This is a genomic window from Tychonema sp. LEGE 06208, from assembly GCF_015207505.1.
Taxonomy (GTDB): domain Bacteria; phylum Cyanobacteriota; class Cyanobacteriia; order Cyanobacteriales; family Microcoleaceae; genus Microcoleus.
The window spans coordinates 22,961-43,486 of sequence record NZ_JADEWT010000009.1 but is presented as its reverse complement, the minus strand read 5'-3'; the positions used below and the strand labels follow the sequence as shown (position 1 = coordinate 43,486).

At 44.7% G+C, this 20,526-nt stretch carries 19 protein-coding genes; 9 read left to right on the top strand and 10 right to left on the bottom strand.

Annotated features, from left to right (window positions below):
* Positions 1-515: 515 nt before the first annotated feature.
* Both IQ263_RS04190 and IQ263_RS04185 read right to left on the bottom strand, forming a co-directional pair.
* Positions 516-1,550: a histidine kinase gene (locus IQ263_RS04190; RefSeq protein ID WP_194066313.1), complete on the bottom strand. Its 1,035-nt coding sequence runs from the start codon at positions 1,548-1,550 to the stop codon at positions 516-518.
* Between the two features lie 424 nt (positions 1,551-1,974).
* Entirely contained in the window at positions 1,975-3,375 is a 1,401-nt protein-coding gene (locus IQ263_RS04185) for an S-layer homology domain-containing protein (protein ID WP_194066312.1), read from the bottom strand.
* A gap of 69 nt (positions 3,376-3,444) precedes the next feature.
* On the opposite strand from IQ263_RS04185, the gene IQ263_RS04180 reads away from it, so the two are divergent.
* The 7 genes from IQ263_RS04180 to IQ263_RS04150 all read left to right on the top strand — a co-directional run bounded on the left by IQ263_RS04180 (position 3,445) and on the right by IQ263_RS04150 (position 9,932).
* A complete protein-coding gene (locus IQ263_RS04180) occupies positions 3,445-4,002 on the top strand; it encodes a hypothetical protein (protein WP_194066311.1) in 558 nt (185 codons plus the stop codon).
* Between the two features lie 689 nt (positions 4,003-4,691).
* Entirely contained in the window at positions 4,692-5,171 is a 480-nt protein-coding gene (locus IQ263_RS04175) for a BON domain-containing protein (RefSeq protein ID WP_194066310.1), read from the top strand.
* Positions 5,172-5,616: 445 nt separating this feature from the next.
* A complete protein-coding gene (locus IQ263_RS04170) occupies positions 5,617-6,825 on the top strand; it encodes a general stress protein (RefSeq protein WP_194066309.1) in 1,209 nt (402 codons plus the stop codon).
* 252 nt (positions 6,826-7,077) lie between these two features.
* Positions 7,078-7,236 carry a hypothetical protein gene (locus IQ263_RS04165; protein ID WP_194066308.1) on the top strand — a complete coding sequence of 53 codons (159 nt, stop codon included), beginning with the start codon at positions 7,078-7,080 and terminating at the stop codon, positions 7,234-7,236.
* Positions 7,237-7,812: 576 nt separating this feature from the next.
* The gene (locus IQ263_RS04160; protein WP_194066307.1) at positions 7,813-8,001 is read left to right on the top strand and encodes a hypothetical protein; all 189 of its coding nucleotides are present in this window, start codon (positions 7,813-7,815) and stop codon (positions 7,999-8,001) included.
* A 37-nt stretch (positions 8,002-8,038) separates the two neighbouring features.
* Positions 8,039-8,266, top strand: coding sequence for a hypothetical protein (locus IQ263_RS04155; RefSeq protein ID WP_194066306.1), 228 nt, complete (start codon positions 8,039-8,041; stop codon positions 8,264-8,266).
* A 604-nt stretch (positions 8,267-8,870) separates the two neighbouring features.
* On the top strand, positions 8,871-9,932 hold the full coding sequence (locus IQ263_RS04150; protein WP_194066305.1) for a pentapeptide repeat-containing protein: 1,062 nt from the start codon (positions 8,871-8,873) through the stop codon (positions 9,930-9,932).
* Between the two features lie 350 nt (positions 9,933-10,282).
* Here IQ263_RS04150 and IQ263_RS04145 read toward each other — a convergent pair whose 3' ends face one another.
* The 5 genes from IQ263_RS04145 to IQ263_RS04125 all read right to left on the bottom strand — a co-directional run bounded on the left by IQ263_RS04145 (position 10,283) and on the right by IQ263_RS04125 (position 16,252).
* Positions 10,283-11,020 carry a galactosyltransferase-related protein gene (locus IQ263_RS04145; RefSeq protein WP_333193126.1) on the bottom strand — a complete coding sequence of 246 codons (738 nt, stop codon included), beginning with the start codon at positions 11,018-11,020 and terminating at the stop codon, positions 10,283-10,285.
* On the bottom strand, positions 11,013-11,927 hold the full coding sequence (locus IQ263_RS04140) for a glycosyltransferase (RefSeq protein ID WP_194066304.1): 915 nt from the start codon (positions 11,925-11,927) through the stop codon (positions 11,013-11,015). Before IQ263_RS04140 ends, IQ263_RS04145 begins: the two co-directional genes overlap by 8 nt.
* Positions 11,928-12,009: 82 nt before the next feature.
* A complete protein-coding gene (locus IQ263_RS04135; RefSeq protein WP_194066303.1) occupies positions 12,010-13,431 on the bottom strand; it encodes a glycosyltransferase family 2 protein in 1,422 nt (473 codons plus the stop codon).
* Positions 13,400-15,661, bottom strand: coding sequence for a phenylacetate--CoA ligase family protein (locus IQ263_RS04130; RefSeq protein ID WP_194066302.1), 2,262 nt, complete (start codon positions 15,659-15,661; stop codon positions 13,400-13,402). The genes IQ263_RS04135 and IQ263_RS04130 overlap by 32 nt, the downstream gene beginning before the upstream one ends.
* 66 nt (positions 15,662-15,727) lie before the next feature.
* Entirely contained in the window at positions 15,728-16,252 is a 525-nt protein-coding gene (locus IQ263_RS04125) for an SH3 domain-containing protein (RefSeq protein WP_194066301.1), read from the bottom strand.
* A gap of 206 nt (positions 16,253-16,458) precedes the next feature.
* Between IQ263_RS04125 and speD the strand changes: the two genes are divergently transcribed.
* Positions 16,459-16,881, top strand: coding sequence for an adenosylmethionine decarboxylase (gene speD, locus IQ263_RS04120; RefSeq protein WP_194008626.1), 423 nt, complete (start codon positions 16,459-16,461; stop codon positions 16,879-16,881).
* Between the two features lie 84 nt (positions 16,882-16,965).
* Here speD and IQ263_RS04115 read toward each other — a convergent pair whose 3' ends face one another.
* Positions 16,966-17,562 (bottom strand): hypothetical protein, encoded by a 597-nt coding sequence (locus IQ263_RS04115; protein ID WP_194066300.1) that lies wholly within the window; start codon positions 17,560-17,562, stop codon positions 16,966-16,968.
* 142 nt (positions 17,563-17,704) lie between these two features.
* Here IQ263_RS04115 and queF point away from each other — a divergent pair, with 142 nt between their 5' ends.
* Positions 17,705-18,124, top strand: coding sequence for a preQ(1) synthase (gene queF, locus IQ263_RS04110; protein ID WP_194008628.1), 420 nt, complete (start codon positions 17,705-17,707; stop codon positions 18,122-18,124).
* 161 nt (positions 18,125-18,285) lie between these two features.
* Here the strand turns inward: queF and IQ263_RS04105 are convergent, their stop codons facing one another.
* Both IQ263_RS04105 and IQ263_RS04100 read right to left on the bottom strand, forming a co-directional pair.
* Positions 18,286-18,498, bottom strand: a complete 213-nt coding sequence (locus IQ263_RS04105) for a DUF2283 domain-containing protein (RefSeq protein WP_194066299.1) — start codon at positions 18,496-18,498, stop codon at positions 18,286-18,288.
* Positions 18,499-18,820: 322 nt separating this feature from the next.
* A complete protein-coding gene (locus IQ263_RS04100) occupies positions 18,821-20,233 on the bottom strand; it encodes a cytochrome c biogenesis protein (RefSeq protein ID WP_194066298.1) in 1,413 nt (470 codons plus the stop codon).
* Between the last annotated feature and the right edge of the window lie 293 nt (positions 20,234-20,526).

Here is a 20,526-nt window from a genome sequence, read left to right as displayed (position 1 = left end):
GTAACGACAAAGTAAATTATGGCTTTATTTTTCAAAGATTTAGCGCAACTAATGCAGCGCAAAATCATAGCCCAAAAATTAGTGAAAAATCAACATATAGCGGCGATAACAAAAGTGAGTATAGTCCTATGCCCACGGAGCCCTATGCCGGATAGTACCTCATCTTTATGAGCAAGGCTATATTTGCTAGCTTTCAATTGCTAAAATAATTAATTGTGCAAAAAAAGCGGTATCAAGTAAACGTCCCTGCAAAAAAAAGCCTAGAGGGAGAATTTATAGAAGTGCTTTTAAATGACTGCTGCGGAGTCGAGCAATTCTCCCAATATCCAAGAACAATTATTGATATTTGAGCCAAGGTCGGGCTATTTCCTCTTGCTGCAAAAAACAAGTTTCCCAGAACGTGATTCACGCCTACGAAGCTAATTATAATTTTGAAATTCACCTCAAACATCAATCTAAGATTCTAAAAAATTGCATTCCCATGCTGCGAATCTATTTTAACAACAGAAGTTGAGTTAAATCTGTTCGTCTCCTCGATCAAAACGCTGACTTCCTTGATTTTCCTCAAGGCGAACAATACCATCATTGGGAACATTGAGGATACCCGTGAATGACTCTTGACTTAGTGGCAAAGCTTGTTCCTTGTTTTTGCGATCGGCAATTTCGCGTTGCAACTTATCAATTATCTGTTGAAAACGAGAGGCTTGTCTGAGCATTTCTTGTTCTGAAAAATCCAGCAATTGAATCAAATTAGAAATTTGATATTCCAGAAATTGAGTTTCGTGAAAATCATTATTGATGCCCGATTTTGCCGCAGTGTTTGAGGAATCAAATACAACTTTTTCACCACTAAGCAACAAAGCTGTTTTGACACTCAGTGCTAAATGTTTAAACATTTGGGCCGTGTTTTGTGAAATTTTAACTTTCAGGAAAATCTCTACAGCAAACAAACTCCCAGACGGCAGAAGTCCCCCAAATACCAACACAGATTTGACTTGGTAGGGAATAATTAAAGATTTTTGTTCGGGAATCAAGAGACTGCCTTTTGCCTCTGAAACGTGAAAAATATTTAATACTGCGGGTTCTAATTGCAGAAACCTTTCTGGCTGGGTTCCGATGACTGTAGGAATGTCTAAACCAAACTGCCGGATTATTGCCGAAATCGCCGGCATTTCGGCTACTAATTCGGCGCTAACTAACCCAATAGCAGTATTTTGGGCTGCTGTATGCCGAGAATTCCACTGCGGTTGGGAGCCTGCTGCTGCTAGCAAAGTCCAGCATTTCATGTCGGATGCAGGGGAATTATTGTTCATCAAACGGCGGACAGATTGTTGCAATGAGTCTTCTAATTCGCCGTAGGGATGAGTTTTGAACAAACGCACCAAAACACAGCTATTTTCTCCTGTTTCCGAACTGCAAAAATGTTGATAAATAAATTTAACAATTTTCTGGCTGCAAGCCTCCATACTAGCTGTATTTCTACCTAGCTGGCGCAGGACTAAGCTGCATTTCGCCATGTCTTGCGGGGTGAATCGGGTCATATCGTACATTAAAAAACGCTCTCCCAGAGCTCAAACACTCTTTTTCATTTATCGTTAAGGCCGCTACCGCATCCGGAGTCCTACTGAGAGGATTGAAAACTGTTGGTTAAAATACGTACAAAATCTTCTCGGAATTCCCAGAAATTGTGTCGGAGGATACATAAATGAAGACTGAGGGAAAACAATTGATCCCGCAGCGTGCGCCGTTCAAGCAGAAAGATGTTGATGTACGGTTTTTGAAAGGATTTGTGACTGTGACTCGCGCACAGAAATTACAGAAACGGGAATTTTCTACTGCGGTGACTACCGCAATCAAAAAGGTTCGATGGTTCTGACTTGGGTGCTTCTTTTGCTGAGAACCTAAGTCGGAACGATCGAACTTGCTTCAGAATAAGTAGAGGCTTTGTGTGAACTTTGAAACACTCAAACAACTTTACTGGGTAGGTTGAGACTTTGCTTGCAGAGCATCTTTAGCTGACAATCCCCCATCTTGAACGCCAAAATACCACAAACTAGCGGCAGCTTCGGCGCGAGTCACCGATTTCTTCGGCTGAAACAAAGTTGTAAAACCAAAAACTCGGCGAATATTTGCCAAATCTCCATTGTTAAAATCAGCTAAAATTGCCCGCGAAGCCTGGGAGTCAATTTTAGAAGCGTCTTGAAAACCCCACTTTTCTTTCACTCCGTCTATGTTAGCTGTCGGTAAAATTTGACGAGTATCTAAAGGCACTTTCCAAAGAATCATTGTTTCGCGAGTTAAAGGTGCATCGGGGCGAAATTTCACATCTTTAGTGTCTGCTGAAAGCGAACTCAGAATTACACCTGCTTCTGCTAAACCTTGAATTACTGAAAAATCTGGGTCTGTTTTGGATACGTCAGAAAAGGCGGGTTCGCTAGAGTCTACTGCTAATCTAATTTGTTTGCCTTGACGGCTGGCATAAATCTGGTTGTTTGCTGCTACTAACCAGCGGGCGTATTCGCGGCGGGTGATAATTTTGTTGGGTTTGGGCAAAGTGCTGTTAGTTTCTAAGTTAGCATTTTCTGTAGATCGCACTTTCAGCACTTCCAACTGAGCCAAATCTGCCACATACTGGCGCAATTGTTGAGGAATTTGGCTGTCTAATTCGCTAACTTTTGCTGATTTTGGCGAAGCTGATGGCGCTGGGGTAGTTTCCTCTGAGTTAGATGGAGTTGGTGAAGCGGTGGGAGATGGGCTAGACTCGGAATTGTTAGGTTGGGGACTGCTGGCAATTTCTGAACTCTCTTTGCTATAATTGATCGCAAATTCTGTAGAACCCCCTACTTTTTGAGTAGGAGAAAGCGACACTGTTACCCGCAAATTATCTCGCGTTGCGACTAAAGTACCTGGTTCGTCGGCGCTGGGGCTGCTGACTATTTGCCAGTTGCTGCGCCCAAATTCTTTGGTGTAAAAGTTCTGCACTGAATTAATCGGATCTGTGCTTTCCCAGCGCAGCCGCACAGTTTTTGGCGACGGATCGGTTTGCCCGCCAACTTCGATTAACTGAGCGTTAGGATAGAGTGGAATCTCGGTGGGGAAGTCGGGAGGAAGTTTGGCGGTTGTGCTGGTTTCGACTGCTGGCGGAGGAGGCGGGGGAGATAAAACTACTGGATTTTGTTGTAATTTGGGATCGGCGGCTAAAGATTCTTCGAGTGCTTTGCTGTTGGGGCTGTTTGCACAAGCTGTGACAGCAGCTAGCAGACACAGGGCCAGCCCAGTCTTTACACCAAAGAGTATATTGGTTTTATTGGTTTTACTGGTTTTGGCTTGCCCGATCGACTTGCGTTGTCGTTGAGTAAATATAGTATTCAGCATAAATCCCTCGTTTGCGGATATCTTTCTAGGCTAGCGCAGATCGATCGGGCAAATATAATTTTTACCCAAATGAAATTGCTGCATTTATTCTTAGTTACTGCTACATTACTGATATTCCCTGTCAAGTTTGCCACTTTGGCAAAAGCTCAAGCCGCCCCGCAGCGGCCTGCTTTGGAGATGCCAGAGTGGCAGCCGTTTTGCTCGGCGATGGGTTTGTTTGCGATCGATATGCCGGGAAATCCTAAAATTAATGCCGAAACTTTTTCAACTCAAATTATCGCTCATACCTACAGGTCTGTATTAAAAAACAAAGACAGTTATTTACTTCAATACTTCGATCTCGATTTTCGGATCGGCAACAATAATAGTAATAATAATATCAAAATTACTTTAAATAATGCCGTTGATTTCTTTGTTGTGGGGGAAAATGCTAAATTGCTGCAAGTGCGGGATATTTCCCTCGGCAGCTATCCGGGAAAAGAGTTTGAGTTTCAACCGCTTTCTCCGGCTGCACCTGTAGGTGTGGGCCAAGTATTTTTGGTGGAAACCCGCGTTTACGGCTTGGTTGCGACTACCTCAAAACCAGAAAACGCTCAAAAATTTCTTGATTCTTTTCGTTTGTTTTGAAGCCAGAAAATAGGCAAGTAATTGTTTGTGGCGTTTAACGAATTTAGCCGAAGTGGGTAATAGGTTCGAGGTGGGAGGGAAAAATTAGTTGGGAGTGGCGACGATCGAATTTATTAATAAAATTGAGGCTTTTCAACTTTGTTTGCACGAAAATATTGACTTTGGCAACGAAAAATATCGAGAACGATCGGGCTTTTGAGGAATAGTGGGTTTATAACTAATGATATTTTTTCTCAAAAAGGTGATAATTTTAGATTGGAGGATTTTAGATTGGGGGATTGATAACTCGATCGGTCAATACCCGATATTTGGCTCGAACTTGCTACAAGTTAAACAGGACGCAACACATTGTTTTGTTTTTTGTCATCTATCTAACGAAATACATACACCACTTACGCAAATGGCAGAATTAGTAGGATGCCCCGGAAGTCCAAACCCTGATGATCTCGATCTAATAATGCGTCTGACGTACCCTATAAGTTGATGGTAGCGTGACAATTGCGTAACTTATAATATAGAATTTACACCTGTAGAGCGATGTAAGAACTTCCTCAAATTTATATATTTGAGATAAGGATTTTTCCGCAATAAGCACAAACTACGTAGCCAACACAGATTCTGTCAGGCGCGGCGCAGTGCTCAACCAAGTCTAGACTCATCGAAAGCTTACCCGGAGGTTATTAGATCTTATGAACAAACTAACACCAATTGTCATCAGCGCTCTCCTATTATTTGGAGCTGCGGCTTGTACCGATGGAGCTAAAACAAGTGCTGACGCTCCTAATTCTACCACCACCACAGAAAATGCCGCCAGCCCGCCCCCAGCGGAGACGGTTAAAAAAACTCAGTCCGACGCCACTAGCGACATTCGCAAAAACCAAGCAAATGCTGATATCAGAGCCCGAGAACAGCGCAACAACGTGACTGGAGGCGATGCCATCAGAGCCGATGGCGACCTCCAAAGTGAAGTTCGCTCCAAGTTGGAAGTGAACATCACTAAAGGTCAGCTAACTGTGGACGCCAAAGATGGGGTTGTCACCGTAGCTGGCACTGTTCCCAATCAAGAAGATTTAGCTAAAATTGAGCCGCTAGCTAAAGAAATTAAGGGTGTCAAAATGGTGAACGTTACGGCTACTGTTGCCCCGGCTGCACCTGCATCGCCTAAGTAATAAATTAGCAGGAAGAAGCAATAAGGCCCTTGGGCTTGCTTCAGCTATGCTGGCTCACAAGTCGCGAGCGGGTAAAAAGAAGGAAAAGGGAAAGAAGGAAGAGAGCAAACGGAAAATTGGGAGTTTTAAAAGTGCTTTTAAAAGCGGCTCTCAATGCTTAGGTGACTCTTCCTTGTGGGTAACGGGGTTTTAAGTTAAAAGTTTTAAGATTCACGCACTCAAAACTCCCAACTCAAAACTCGTGCAATACCTGCAATTTCCCATTCCCAATTTCAGATTTCCAATTCCTGAAAATCAGGGTAAATCCGCCTGAAGAAAGAGGGCGAAGTTATTCCCAGCGACCGATGAAAAATGTCGAAAAAAATGAATAAATGTGATTAATGGTAGCAAGCAGAGCATAAATTCTGTAGTTGTGTAAAAGTAGTTTATTTTGAAGGACAAAAAAATGGCTTTAGGTCAAAACAAGCGAGCTGTAGGATCTTTTTCTAATTACCGCGATACGGAACTAGCCCTGTTGGAACTGCAAAGTAGCGGGTTTCCGATGAATAAAGTTTCGGTAGTTGGGGAAAGTCTCAATGGGAACGAAATTGGGGGCGCTAGCACTGCTAAGAGCACCGATGAGAAAGTGGGCGGCGGCGCGAAAGCTGGCGCGACGGCGGGAGTCGTGACGGGCGGTTTGATTGGGTTGCTCGGCAGCATTGGGGCGCTGGCGATTCCGGGAGTTGGCCCGATCATGGCGGGGGGCGCGATCGCGACTCTGCTGGCCGATACTGTAGTCGGAGGTGCGATTGGGGCTGCAGCAGGCGGTTTGGTGGGCGGCTTAATAGGTTTGGGCGTTCCCGAAGACAAAGCTAAAGTTTATAGCGATCGCCTCTCGCGCGGAGAATATTTGGTATTCGTAGAAGGAACAGATGCCGAACTTGCCACTGCTGAAGGAATTATGAGCGTGCGGGGCATTCAGGATTGGGGCATTTACGATGTGCCGACACACACCGGCCGCAGAGCTTCGACCCACGACAAGCGCGCTGTGGGGGTATTTTCAACCCGCCGCGAGACCGAGCACGCCCTGGGAGAACTCAGAACAGCGGGTTTTGACATGAATCGGGTTTCGGTGATCGCTAAAGATGCTGATTCTCAAGGCGACATCGCAGGGATTGACGTACACGACAGCGCCGACAACAAGGCTGATGAAGGGGCGACCAAGGGCGCGCTCACAGGCGGCACCTTGGGCGGTTTGACGGGCTTGTTGGTGGGTCTGGGCCTGGTGGCAATTCCTGGTATCGGGCCGATTATGCTGGCAGGAGCTTCCGCTACGGCGATCGCCACTACACTTGCCGGTACTGCTTTGGGTGCGGCGGCAGGCGGTTTGCTCGGAGCTTTGGTCGGTTTGGGAATTCCTGAAGAGCAAGCTAGAGTATACAGCGATCGGGTGGCAAGGGGAGATTATTTGGTGCTGCTTGACGGTAGCGAAGCAGAAATCGCCAGAGCTGAAAAGATTTTGAGCCGCGGCGGCATTCAGGATTGGAGCATCTACGACTCTCCCAGCGTCGATGGCGCTCGCGCAGATTACGGCGCTCCCGGCACTCCCGGCGTTGATACTACACCTGGTATTTACGACCCCAATCAGGGCCTGACCGGCCACCCAAGAATTTAACTGAATGTGAGTGGGAAGTCCCGCACCCTACCTGTACTCAGGTGGGTGACGGGATGAAAACGAACCAGAAACAAGTTGAGCGATAGCGAATCAGTGATACAATTGCACTATCTTGACCACTATCCTCCTAGGCGAAAACCAAGCTAAACGGAGCGTGTAGCCAGAAAAAGTATGGGTCTTAGGAACTAGGACTCCTGCCTGTGGAGGGAAGATCAGACTACTTGCTTCAACGGATAGCAACAGCACATCCCAATGAATCAGGAAGCCAGTGCTGTATGCTACGCATCAGCGTCTGGTAGTTCACTACTTCAAACTCGGTTTGGGTATTGTTTCTACGAACGGCAGGGTAGTGCCTCTCCCGCACTCGGATTGTTTATGGGATGGGCGTTGAACGCTTTGCCGATCGAATAATCTCAAAAGTCAGCTTTTTTTGTGAAAGCTGGCTTTTGTTTTGTTTTAGAAAGTTAAAAAAAGCGACACTATTCAACAGTTGATAGTTGACAAAAGGACAGTTACCCGGTAGTAGATCGCGAGGTGATTGCCTGCTAGGGAAATTAATTGTTCCTTGCACCCTACAAGGGGAAGGCTTTAAACCCATTTTTTCTGGTAAACAAGCAACTTTCGACCAACTCCAAACTCATACAGAATAAGTCATTGGCGGCCATGCTAAAATCTTAAATCACAAACTTGTACCCTCGCGACTTGTCGGCTGGCGTAGCCGAAGCAGGCCGAAGTATTTTAAATCGAAAATCTCAAATAATATGACCTATTAAAAGTTCATAGGACTAATAATAATATTGTCGTCCCCTTCAGTCCAGACTGAGGCTGGTCATTGGTTGGCTGTAGCAGCCCAATGGCCCTTGGCAACACCTGCGGCATAAATACAGTTTTTCTCGGCCTCAGCGAAGCATTTGAGCTAGGAACAGCTTTTATGTCCGGCAGCGCGTCTGGTGTCGGGCTTTCTGTTAATTAGAACCGCAAGCGCTCATGGATCGAGTCAAGATTGACAGCAAGCACAGCATCGCGGGAGCAAGTACCAGCCTCGCGGGGCATTTTTTCGGGAAATCTCAGGCGAGAGATAGCCTGTTTTTTGCTTCGCCCGGCCCTTGGGAGCGAGTGAGGGAAACAGCCTTCCTGTTAGATTTCACTGAACGCGAGTACAGTGGGGGGAGGTGAAACTAGCGGAGCTGGCAGGGTTCTGCTTTGATGGGCGATGGAAGATAGAAGGCAGAAAGTAGCAGGCATTCGGATTTTAAGCTTTGAGTTCTTATTTCTTTCTGGCACTAATAAATTCGATCGCCCGTACCGGCAATTTTTCGGCTCAGAAGGGGGCGGGGATGCCGGCAGCAATACCCCAAATAGGCGATCGACCTTGACAAGGGCGATCGACAATTTATCAATATTTTGCGAGTTTGGCAAATGGTTAGTAGTTAATAGTTAGTGATTAGCAGTTAGTATAAATACAACTAACAATTAACAACTAACATCAGTCGCAACTAACTATTAGCAAAATAAGACTTACAGGACTTACGCGGGGTGGCGATAAACTCTGTTTATTAATGACTGCCTCGGTGGAAAACCCAAAATCTGTTACGAAAAACATGGTTGATTTTCGTAAGTTATAACTAGGCAGCCCTGTCTGGCGGGTGTCAAACCCTTGGTTAAAACTGCTTGAAACCCTTGAAATTTGGTAAAAAACTAGGGTGTGCACCGCGTACCGGTTGACCTTGTTTCTCATCGCTGGGCGATCGGTTGACTTTTTGGCTACCGTCTTAAGCCAACCGTTCAAGATTAGCCGGTGCTGGCGGCCATCCTATATTCTGACGATATTTCAAGTATTTTGGAGACTTTCAACCAAACTCATCAAACACGCCCTACAGGGCTGGTTATAACTAAGTTAACAGAGTGATGCTAGCAATCAACCAGTTTTGATAATTTTTACTGTAGCCGTATCGATCGACAAAACTGACTAGCAAACACGATACAACCAACTTTCAGACAACATAGAAGATCGAGAAATTAAGGAAACTCACTCAACTTTTTTTATGGATTTCACTGAAATTTTAAGTGCCAATGAACTTTTAACTAGACATAGAAACGGGGAACGAGATTTTCGAGGAGCAAACCTCATTGCAGCTCATTTGAGTGAAGCTAATCTCAGTCGCACAAATTTGAGCAACGCTAATTTGAAAGGAGCCAACTTAATTAGAAGCAAACTAATTGGAGCTAATTTAAACGGTGCCGACTTAAGCGGGGCTAATTTATCTAAAGCAAAATTAATTGAAGCTAACCTCGGCACTTCTAGTTTAACTGGAACTGTGGCGATCGCAGCAGATTTTAGTGGGGCAAATCTCAGCGGAGCAATATTGTCTCGCGCTGACTTGAGCAAAGCTATTTTAACTGGAGCGAGTTTAGTAGGAGCTTGTTTGTTAAGCAGCTCGAAACTAAATGAGGCTAATTTGAGCGGGGCGACACTTAGTCGAGCAATTATGAGCGGGGTTGACTTAAGCAAAGCAAATTTGACTAGAGCGATTCTCAGCGAAGTGGATTTGAGCGGGGCCAACCTGAGCGGAGCAACTTTAATTCGGGCTTATCTCAATCGCGGAAATCTCGGAGGTGTCAACTTAGTTGGCGCTTATTTGAGCGAAGCAAGTATGCGGGAGGCTTCTGTTTGCGCTGCTGATTTAAGCGGGGCTGATTTGAGCGGGGCTGACTTGAGCGGTGCTAATTTAAATGGCTCTAATTTGAGCGGTGCTGACTTACACGGAGCTAATTTAAGTAAAGCCAATTTAAATGGTTTGATTCTGCACAATGCTGATTTGAGGGCTGCGAATTTGAACAAAGCTTCTTTGCGGGGAGCTGATTTGAGCGGTGCGAACTTGTCGGGTGCTAGCTTGTTGGAAGCGGATTTGCGGGGGGCAAATTTGAGTCACGCCAATTTGTCGGGAGCGGGTTTGCTGCTAAGTTCTTTGACAGGAGCAAATTTGACAGGAACTAATTTGTCAGAGGCTAATTTGATTGGGGCGAGCTTAAATGTTGATAATTTGAATCAAGCGGCTTTGGGCGGCGCTATTTTGCCGAATGGAGCTACTCACAGCCGCGATTGATATGTTGCAAGTTGTTAGTTGTTAGTTGTTAGTTGGCAGTTGGCAGTTGGTTGTTGGCAGTTGGTTGTTGGCAGTTGTTGCTATAATAGACCTCTTCTAAAAGCCAAGAACAGGCTCTACACCTGTTTCAAAATAATTCTTGAAATGTCTAATAGCAAATATTAGACAGTTGATTCAAGTCTGGTTGAGTCGATAAACTATAATACCTGTAAACCGGGTTTATTTGAGAAACTGGGTTTCTCACAAGCACGGGTTTTAGAGCTATCTCAAATCCGGGTTTGGGTTCCCCTTTAGAAACCAGTCGGCGCAGGCCGACTTTGTTTGTGTAGACGCGGTTTCAACCGCCCCCGTCACAACTGGCGTTTAGTATAATAGTGCTGGCGATTTTGGTTTATCCACTGAGATTCCGACCAATTCGGATCGGGTTGGTGCGCTAAATGGAGGTAGATTAATTCGGGCGATCGACAAAAATATCTATCCTCTCCTAAGTAGCGTTCAACAATATCTTGATCCTCTGCTCCCCAGCCAATGAATGTCTCATCCCATCCCCCGATTTCTATTAAGCGCTGGCGTTGAAATATGGGTGAAACTCCAAACCGCTCCCGCCGTGTCAAGTGCTTAAATAGGGCTGTCGGCCTATCTTCTGGTGCAACTTTCAACTCTTCAATTATGGCAGAATTTTGCTCGAAATCCAAGCAGGCTTTATCGCACATCATTCGATAGCCAGTGACTAACATTTGGGAGGAAATTTGAGCCATTTTTAAATGGCGCTCTAGGGTATTTTGGTAGGGAATGAGATCGACATCAAAAGCTGTTACCCATTGTCCGCGCGACAGAGATAAACCTAAATTTAAAGCTTTGGTTTTATGAAAAGTTCCCGCACAGGGAAGATAATTGTAGCTGATTGGTAGGTTGGTAATTTCTGGTAAAATCCAAGGTGAAGAAACCCGATCGATCTCGATTAAAATGATTTCGCAAATAGATAATAAATTTGAGGAAGCTTGAGTTTTCCACCACGCGAGTTGAGTTTTTAAGTGGTGTTCTCGCTGGCGGTAGGTAATAATTAAGGATAACTTAATTTCAGTCACGGCTATAATTCGGGGTAAAATTAGTGGTGATTTCCAAAATTTGAGGAGGTAAAATTGGTGGTTGGACTAAATCGCCAAAGAGAGCGCCTTTTTGGAGAGATTGCAAGCAAGAGATGATATTGCGATCGCGCGTTTGCTGGGTTGGTAGTTGCTGGTGATGTTGGTTGCGTGTCCGATCCGCATGAGAAATATGGATTACATTCCCCGCGCTGCAGATCTCGATTCCCAACAGGGTAGCGCGAATGAGCAAATCTTGGTCTTCCCATCCCCAACCTGTAAAAATTTGCTTGTATCCTCCCAAGCGTAATAGCGTTTGTTTGCGGGCACAGATTAAGCCGCAGCCCGGTCGATCGCGATCGCCCGATTTAGCCTCTACAATATTAACCGTGGCAGTCTGTTGGCGCATCTGGATGTTGTAAGTATAGCGTTTTCGCTTTAAAGTTGCGGTTTGCGGGCGAGACTCTCCGACAGTTTTCACACAGCAAATAATCCCATTTTCTCGCGATTTGGCAGATACAGGCAATAACTGTGGTAGATTTTCTACAGGTTTTGTCCTATTATTGAGCGATAATAATTTTAGACTATTTGGGGATAGAACTGAGTAGAATAATTGTAAAATTGCCTGCTGATTCCAGATAATGTCTGCATCGGAAATTAGCAAATATTCGCTGGTAACGTGGAGAATTCCTTGATTGATTAACTGAGATTTATTAAAGTCGGATTGAGGATATTTTAACCACTCTATTTGTTCGGAGTTGGATAATTTTTGTAAAGCAGTTAAACATTGAGGTTCTGTTGTGCCGCCATCGCAAATAATGATTTTAGTGACGGGGAAACTCCCTAAAAGCGATCGCACGCAGTCGCCGATTTCGGGACGGTTCTTAACGGGGATAATTACCTGTAACATGATGTTTATAACAGTTTGAAAAAAGAGGCTAGCTAAACAAGGAATTGCCAAGTATAAAATCAATCTAAAATCTAAAATAGTATTAGCTTGCCCAGTTTAGGGAAGCACCGGTAATATAATTGAGTTCGATCGCCTCTGCTGTCTTGAAAGGACGCAAATCTGGTAGTTTACCCTCGCGCACCGCCGCAGTATTGGCGATCGCTCTACTCTTGAGTTGCTGAATCAATTCTAAACGCACCGGAGCATCTAGTCCAGTTTGTCGATCGGTAGTTAGCGAACCCTCTCGGTGTCGGCGAAAATAAGCAAAGTCAGGAATATTAACTATTTTTGCAGCAAAGTGCGATCGCAGCAAAAACTCACTATCTCCAGAAAACCGCAACCCCGTAGCAAAACCGCCCAACCTTAAAACTAAATCCCGCGAAACTAAGCTAGTAGGGTGTAACAGCGGATGTCCCGGCTTTTCTGCTAGGGCGGCGCTGACATTGAGAGGATAAACAACAGGTAACAGCCTATCATCTTCAAACGCGCGTAATTCCTGCGTTCCCACTAATTCAGCACCAGTATTTTCTGCTGCTGCTAACAACAATTCTAAGCGATTTTCGCTCGACCAATCATCAGCATCTTGGAACAAATAAGCATCATAATTTGTTAGTTCTATCGCCTGTTGAATTAAGCGGTAAGGCCCGACATTCACAGCCGAAGCTAATAAAGTTACTCCCGGAAATTCTCGGACAATATCGATAGGTGGCGAATCCGAGCCATCGTCAAGCACCACAATACCATCCAGAGGTCTAGTTTGACTTACTAGGGACTGCAAGCAGCGATGCAAAAATTGTTCGCAGCGATAATGGGGAATCACCGCCAGGACGCGAGATTGATTTGTAATTAAATGATTATTTGTAGCTTTGATGTTTTTTTCAGCAATATTCTCTGAACTTGTAGAGGAAATAGAAGGATTTATTTTGGGATAATCATCCGAGTCTAAACTGGCAAAATTTATGTTAGTAGTTCCCCAATTAAAAGCGATATTTTGCCGTTCTAATTCTCTAGCAACTCCTAAAAGACTCCAGCGATTTATTTCTAACTGCGGTAGTGCTGCTTTTAGCAAAGGCGTTGACGCCATCCAGCCCAAGGCGGGGAGAGGATGTTGTTTGGCAGTTTCTAGTGGTAATACCACCGCTGGAGGTAAGGATGCTAGTGCGAAATTTGTTAGTTGAGGCGGCAAAAACATTACCGGCGTATTAGCCGTTAAAATTGCAGTGACTTCTGTATTAATTGTCTGTAAAACTTTCAAACACGATGCAAAAGATTCAATATTAAAGACGCAAAAATCAACATCATCTTTATCGAATGTGTAAATTGTACTTTCACCCTGATGATTTGAGGGATCGATCCCAATTATATGTTTTAATTGATAGAGTCCATTGTGTTGCAAAGCGCCCATTGCATTCGTTGACCAGCCCAGATGACTTTTACCCAGGATAATTAAAGTTAAACTTACCATTGGCTCGATCGCAAATTGTGGATTGTTTGTAATTCATTTCTCGTGCTAATCTTTCAAATCCCGAAGCCCGCATATTCGGCGGGGCGGCGGCAATTAAACACTGATAAGCTAATTCCGATTCTCCCCGTGCTAACCAAAGTGGGGCTAATTTCCACAAAAGCGGTATCCAAGGTATGGGATCGATATCTCGATCGGGCAAGTTGGTGCTAATTAGTCCAGCATTCTTTTGAATTTTCTCTAACCATTCTACGGGGTTAAGTGGTTCTTGCCAAAGTAGTTTAGCATATCCTTGTTCGAGTTCGACTCGTGCTATTTCTGTCGGTAAAGTTGCTGTGGCTTGTAACTGAGATAATGCTGTGGTAGCTGATGCGCGATCGCCCAAAATTGCTTGCCGCCAAGTTAACCAAGCGTCTAAAAAGGAATCGCCCGTTGTTTGTCGGTGGTTGCTGGATGCGAGGGTTTTTCCGTTGACCAACTCCCACCAGGATGCTAAAATTTGAATCTGGAATCTGGAGGCCCAAAAATTTAAATCTCCGATTAAAATAGATAAAATTGGTTTCCAGGCGATCGCGATTTTGAGATTTTCGCGTTTGGCTGTGCTTGCTGCGAGATTGAATGCTGCTAATAAGTGCTGAATATTAAATACATCTAGCTTGCCAGAATCGGGTAAATTGGTATTTTCCCAGATGGATCTAGCGGTGTTGCTGTCGAATCCTAAACTGGGAATTAGTAAATCTACCATCGCGGAATATTCGCCGCAATTCATCTCGGCTAAACGTTGCTGGGCGCTGTGGTAGATATTTTGTCTGGTTGGGCGATCGGCTAAAAAGCTGCACGTCAACAGCAATACTCGTACAGCTATCAATTCTACTGGCGATTTCCGACAAGGTGAAGGTTGCAAAAGTTTTGCGATCGCTTGTTGGGCGATCCTCTTCGAGGGCTGCGCCAACGGCGAAATCCCCGAATTTACCATCGCTGTCGGCTGAATTAAACTTTTTAACAATAATGCAATTTCTCTCGCTTCTCCTGCGGGTAATAAACCCAATTCCAACCACTCGCGCCAAGATTTTTTCGTCACCCATTCGATCCACTCTAGATCGCTACAACTTTGGGTATTTTCCAGTTGACTTAAATCCGATGAATCTACAATAACTCTCCCTCGAACTTCTCCAAATAAATTTTCTAACCAAAGCTGTAAAGGTTGCAGATCGAGAACTTGCTGCGGTTCGACTTGCAGCCAAATATCTACATCTAATTGATTTTGCTTGACTATCTGATAATTCAGAATCCCCGGAAATTTAGGTAAACAGATTTCTCCAGGATATTTCCAGCCTTGCTGAGTCTTGATTTGTTCTTGACTGCGGCCCAGAATTTTGGCGGTTATTTGCGATCGCCCGCAAGGACACGCATCAAAATCTAATTGCAGGCGATCGCCACATTTATAGCGAATCAAAGGCATTGTATAATTGAATAAATCTGTAGTGACTAATTCACCGTCAATAATTTCATAAAAACAGCGATCGACATCTAAATGCAGTCGCCCGCATTCAGGACAACTCAAGCCCGAAATCCCAGTTTCTTGGCAACCGTACTCGTTAATCACAGAAGTTTGAAAAATTGATTCAAGTAACTGTTTTTGAAATTCAAATAAAACCTCACCGGTACAAATAACTCCTAAAACAGCAGGAAATGAATGCCCAACTAGGGCGGCCGCTACTTCCGACAAACGACTGGGATAACCTCGAATTACCGCCGGCTTAATTTGCAACAATTCCTTTAAATTTTGCAGCCAATCGGCGGTGATATTTCCAATTAACGAAATATCGTTAACTCGCAGGGGCTGCAAGCGGCTGGCGAGATTAATAATTGGGACTTGTTCGTCAATTCCCCACCAACCTAAAGCGCGGTGGCGCGCCAATAAACGCGCTTGATTCCACTCATTACCGGCAAAGTAAGTAAAAAAATCACCGGAAGTTCCGCTAGTCATTCCTCGATAAACTAAATCGTCAGCAGTTGCCAGAAATAACCCTGGATTTTGCCGGACAGTTTGTTTGTCTATGGGCTGCAAGTTACTAAAAGCAGTTTGCCAATCGGTTACAAGTTGTTTTAACCCAGAGTCGGAATCAATTAGTCCAGCTTGCAAAAAGCGGTGGTAATTTCCGGGGAGAGTTAGGGCAACTTCTAAGACTTTTTTTAAGTTGATGGCGGTGCGATCGCTCAATTCTCTCATAAGCTGTTATCGCTCGAATTTTGCAGGCTGCGCTGTGGTTTTTATGCGTATTTCATTAAGATCAAATTATTTTTCAGAGTTTTGGCTGGCGATTTGATCTCCGATTTGCAGCCAATCTTGATTAATCAAAACTTGTTGTTTATCTGATACTTCTGGCAAAATTCCCCGCTGTGCGTTCAGTGGCTTTTCGCAAGAATCTCCTAAAGGTTTTAGATAACTTTTAAAAACCCAACCCACTCGGAAATAAGGTGCACTCATAAACCTGCCTTCGCGAAGAGTTTGGGTGTTAGAACTAAAGTGACTGCCAATTTTTACCCACTTTCCCGTTGCGTCTCGATCGCCCGTAACGACTTGCCAGCCTTTTGGAACTAAACCGATAACCTGGCCGTTGGGGGAGGAACGGATAGTGAGGGGATCTTTGTCGGTGACGACTTGAGCGAAGGGCAGAGGTTTGCCTCCGTAGGGGCAATTTTGAGCTTGTAAGGTTGTTGCCGGGGAAGTAGCAGAGGCGGCTGTTTTGACACCCGAAAGCGATAACAGCATTAAGCTAACAAACAGAGCAATTTTTTTCCAAACTTTTAAGGGATTCACGGAATATAATTCTCTATGATTTCACCAACCGATTATTACATATATTTGCTACAGGTTGCTCCTCCTAAAGTGCCAAAATTATTCGGACGATCGCGCTTCACCACTATTTTTTGATTTTTTGGGTAGACTACTTGCAAAATTTTTTACATCGTGCTATCGTCAAAAGGTTTGATACGAATTGTGAGTTAGAGGTAAAACCCCGCAGAATGAAACAATTGGGAACCCATCTGATCGCTGATGCTTGGCAGTCTCCAGGAGACCTGCTCAACGATCCTGAACGTATCCGCCGCGCCATACTCGATGCGATCGAAGCCGGAGGAGCTACTCTCATCGATTTGTGCGTGCACCAGTTTAGTCCTCACGGAGTAACGGCTACTGCAACTTTGGCAGAGTCTCATATAGCAATCCATACTTGGCCTGAACACGGTTATTTTGCTGCAGACTTATTTTTCTGCGGAGCCGGAGACCCTCACAAGGCCATGAAGGTGCTACAGTCAGCTTTGGAAGCTAAACAGGTAAAACTCACTGAGTTTACGCGCGGTTTCGAGCCCGGGGTGGGCAGCCTAGGTTCTGCTTGTGAAGAGCAGTATGCGCCTCGTCCATTAGAAACGAGTGCCGCCAGAGTATAATGGCCAATTAGCGTAACTTTGAACATTTTATGCTAGGTTTTGGTAAAAATCCCACGGCTCGGGCTGTGGGATTCTTGTTGGAAATTACTTTTTCATTAATAAAGGGCGAACAACTAAATAACCAGCACCGAAGGCGGCAATAACAATCAAAAAAATCGCGATGGCCAACCACAATCCGCTTAAGTCTGAGGATTTTTTGGGTTGAGAGCGAATCCGGTAAGGAGTTTCCTGCACCTCTGAAAATAATTTTTCTGGAAGCGTTTCGGGCGTCGGAGGGGGTGTGGGCGAAGTTTCCGGTACGGGAAAGGGAAAAGCCACTGTCTGAGGTGGTTGAGGTATGGTAGAGCTACTCCGCGAGATGACAGGTTCTGGAGGCTCCGGTTCAACGCTAAAATTGAATTTGACTGAGGGCATTTGCGGCATCCCTGTCTGGGTGAGGCTTTGGGCCGAGTTGACTACTTGCTGTAGTTGTTGGGATACTTGAACTACTGTTTCTACTTCTCGCCGCAGTTGTTGATTTTGTTGGACTAATTGCTGGTTGTGGGTTTTGAGGGAGTCAAGCATGGCTTGGGCGGCTTGCAATTCGGCGGTGACTTCTCGATAGAGCGAAATCGGTACCGATGGAGAGTAACTATTGGAGTTTTCAGGGGATGTATTGTCAGATAAGGTAGTATTTTGCATAGTAGTTGGCGAGGGTGAACTTTTTTTAGTTTAGCCTGAGAGTATTTGCAATTAGATCGATCGCAATACAATTCGTCAAGATATTTGTTAAAAATATTAATAGTGAGTTTAGTTAAATGTTAGAAATTTTTAGTCGATCGCTATGAATCACCAGCAAACCGAACAAAGTATGTCGCAAAAGTCAAGTACCGAAGAAATGAAATACGGCGAACGCGAGATTTTGGAAGGGCAGTTAATTACTTTTCCGAATCCGCGAGTCGGGCGGCGCTATACGATTAACATTACTTTGCCGGAGTTTACTTGCAAGTGTCCGTTTTCTGGCTATCCAGATTTTGCCACAATTCACGTTACTTACGTGCCAGACGAGCGGGTGGTGGAATTGAAGGCCCTGAAATTGTATGTTAACAGTTATCGCGATCGCTACATTTCTCACGAAGAATCGATCAATCAAATTTTAGACGATTTTGTCGCTGCTTGCTCGCCGCTCGAAGCGACGGTGAAGGGCGATTTTTCTCCGAGGGGGAACGTACACACTGTGATTGAGGTGCGGCACGAAAAGTAGAAGGTAGAGTCTTCTGCGGCTGGTACTTATTGCGGTAGGGTGCGTCAGGTTTGAGATTCTCAATCAGCACCAAAAGCATGATTCTGATGCACCGTTTTTTGCAAGGGTGCGTCACTGAGACTGTTGGTTTGGATCGAAAAATAACGCTAGAGTAGAGCAGCCTACTTAACTGCTTCAGAAAAAGCTTCTAACGAGATAAATTGTTTGACGTCTAATATTTCGATCAATACCAGTTCTCCACTGCTAGAATAGTGGAGAATCATTTGCCCTTCATCTTCGGCATAGGCGATCGGGCGTTGGCGAAGCCCTCGAAGAGGATCGGAAATTTCAATCAGCATCGCATCTACATCAGGGCTATATCTAATCTTTTTCATATCTTGACCTCTTACCAGGATAAGCAGTAATTACTAAAATTCTATCTGAATATTCTTGGTAGACCACTCTTAGGACAAGTCCATTCAATCTTTTTTTGCAAATAAACTTCCCTTGACCGCTTGCTTCTACCCAACTCGGCTATCTAACAGTTTCGGAAATTAAATCTGTTGAAATTGTAACCCCGTGACTTTCGAGAATTTCTATTTTCAGCAAGGCGTGTTGACTAAATTCTATTTTTTTATCCACATTTATTGTTTATTTTATTTTTCGTTCGAGCCCTTGGTGTAAGGTGCACAGCGTGCACCTTACAGATTGGTGCGGTTAACTTTGACTGGCTAGAGAAGTCGGGGATATTCCACTTTTTCCCTCTGCTGTTTTCGATTCGGCCAACTTGTCCAAAATCTCCACAACTTCTCTTTCAAAAGTCACCTGAGCGCGATTAGTGCGCCCGCCCACATAGAGTTTGCCGTTTTTCTCCAAAGCCCAAATCTGCGAGTGAGACAAATAGCTCATCAACACACTGAGCATCAGCAACCCGAAGCCAGTATAGACGAGCGGAATCCCCGGATCAGCCTTAATTTGCAATCCCGTGCTGCCTACAACTTCGTCAATTGTCAGCATCACGCCGTTAACTTCTACAGCGGTGCCGGCGCGAACTGTAGTTAATAATTTACCATCGGTACCGTAGATTAACATCGTTCCTTGCAAGTCCTTTGCTAGCAGAGAAACTCCTGCACTCAAATCTGGTTTTGTCGGAATCCAAGCGCCCCAAATTCTGCCTTGACCTTGAGTGTCTAACTGAGCCATTGGTAGTTGCAAAACCGGGCTTTTGTTGAGGCGGACTCGCACGGCGGCGATCGCCCAATCTGCTTGATAAAAAGTCACACCCCGATATCTCAGAGGCTCGTTAACGTGAATGGTTTTGCGATCGACCTCTTGGCCTGTTTTGTCCAAAACCGACAGATCCGAGTAAAATTGGTCGATCGCCCCGCTCGGACTATAATCGATCCAGAACCGATTCACGCGCATCGACCAATCCTTCGGTATTTGCGGCCCCGCCCAAGGCCCAGCATCCATAATATTCTGCACCTTAAAATTTTCACCGCTAGCCACCATTTCTTGACCGAGAAACCCCGTCAGCGAGCCCCACATCGACCCAGCTAAAATAATTAGCATACTGGCGTGAACAATAATCGGGCCGATTTTGCCAATTATGCCCTTGCGAGCATAAACTTTTTCACCTTCTCGAAAGATGCGGTAGTTTTTTTGCTGCAAAAGTTGTTCTAACGAAGTTAAAGGAACTGTTTCTAACTCCGCACTCAGAGCTAACTTTTCAAACTGCTTTGGTTCTTCATAAAATTTCCAGCGGCGGGCGGCTTTTAGCGCCGGAAATTGTCTGGTAAAAGTGCAAGCTGTCAAGCTACTGCCGAACAAAATTAGGATTGACAAAAACCACCAAGTGCGGTAAACATGGTCTAATCCTGCAATCAGTACAACTTTCCAAGTTAGGAAGCCGAACAAAGCCGGGTGTTCGGGATAGTTGGATTGGTAAAACTCTACCGATTGGCCTTGTTCTATCACTGTGCCAGAAATGCTGAAAAGTGCGATCGCCAGCAACAAAATAATTGCCAGCCGCAAATCTGCCAGCACCGGCAAAATTTCTCGCTTGAAAAACCTTTGAGGCGCAGTCGCCCAGTTTGATAGTTTAGATAGAAATACTTCTTTTGATGTCATTGGTAATTATGAAGAAGGAAGTTCGGCAACGAGCAATGTACGGGATGTAACGGATGTAACGGATGTAACGGATGTAACGGATGTAAGTCCGTCGGAAGAGAGAAGAAGGAAGAGGGAAGACGGAATAAACAGTTCTTATCTAGCAATTATCAATCAATTGTCAAGTCTTTCTTTGTTCTTCCTTCGTGTACTTCGCGTCTTCGCGGTTCGCCAAAAAAAACGCCAATTTTGTAATAATTGCTATATCTTTACTCAACAATAACTAAAGTCCTTACTACAAACCTAACTGCCAA